The organism is Ursidibacter sp. B-7004-1 (genome assembly GCF_053654055.1).
Genome location: NZ_JBSIUP010000094.1, coordinates 1 through 422, shown reverse-complemented (window position 1 = coordinate 422; position 422 = coordinate 1). Strand labels below are relative to the sequence as shown.

Annotated in this window: 1 protein-coding gene; it reads right to left on the bottom strand. The window is 39.1% G+C overall.

All coding sequences use genetic code 11. From position 1 onward, the window contains the following. The coding region (locus ACWIW0_RS11375; protein WP_454453405.1) for a hypothetical protein at positions 1-422 on the bottom strand (422 nt) is incomplete at both ends.

Below are 422 nucleotides of genomic sequence, written 5' to 3'. Positions count from 1 at the left end.
CTGTGCTGTATCTGTAGTCGCATCTGTAGCTGATGGAATATCAGGGATATTGCTTTCATTCGTTAGCAAATCTATAGTAGGTTTGCCGTTTTCATCATATTGAATAAACCAAAGAGCAGCATAACCGAAGTAGCTATTATTAAATTGAGCTTGTCCTCCTATGATAGTACCGTCATCATTCATTGCAGTAACTGAAGAAAAACCTGATCCATCTTGTTCGAAGGTTCCTAAATCATAGGCTTTCCAATCGTTACCTGACCAAATAGTAGCGCGGTAATTTTCTCCAACTTTACTTCGCCCACCTGCAATTTTACCGTCTGCACTCAAGGCTCTCACTTCCCCATAGGTTTCATTGCCATCAACACCTTTTAATATAGTTTTTTCACTGTAATTATTACCAGACCAAATTGCAGGGATAAAAG